Source organism: Streptomyces sichuanensis (assembly GCF_020328095.1).
Taxonomy (GTDB): domain Bacteria; phylum Actinomycetota; class Actinomycetes; order Streptomycetales; family Streptomycetaceae; genus Streptomyces; species Streptomyces cinnamoneus.
This window is the reverse complement of sequence record NZ_JAIXMK010000237.1, coordinates 1-296: the sequence shown is the minus strand read 5'-3', so window position 1 is coordinate 296 and position 296 is coordinate 1. Positions and strand designations below refer to the sequence as shown.

Here is a 296-nt window from a genome sequence, read left to right as displayed (position 1 = left end):
GTACGACCCGTACGCGCAGCCCGATCCGTACGGCTCGCACGACCCCTACGGCCCGTACGGCCCGTACGGGCCGTACGGGCCCCCTGAGCCGTACGAGCCCTACGAGTCCTACGAGCCCTTCGGGCAGCCCCAGCTGCCCCGCCAGGCCGTGGCGCCGGTCCGCCCCGACGACCCGCACGGCGGCGGGCACGGCGAGCCCTGCGCCCCGCCGGCCCCGGACGAGCCGTGCGACGACCCCGGCACGGACGCCGTCGCAGCCGGTGGCGCGGCCGTTCCCGGTGGCCGGGCCGCCGCCC

The 296-nt window shown here is 79.7% G+C and carries 1 pseudogene; it reads left to right on the top strand.

Features of this window, described 5'->3' with window-relative positions:
- A pseudogene (locus tag LE181_RS31565) lies at positions 1 to 296 on the top strand (hypothetical protein); the annotation flags it as partial.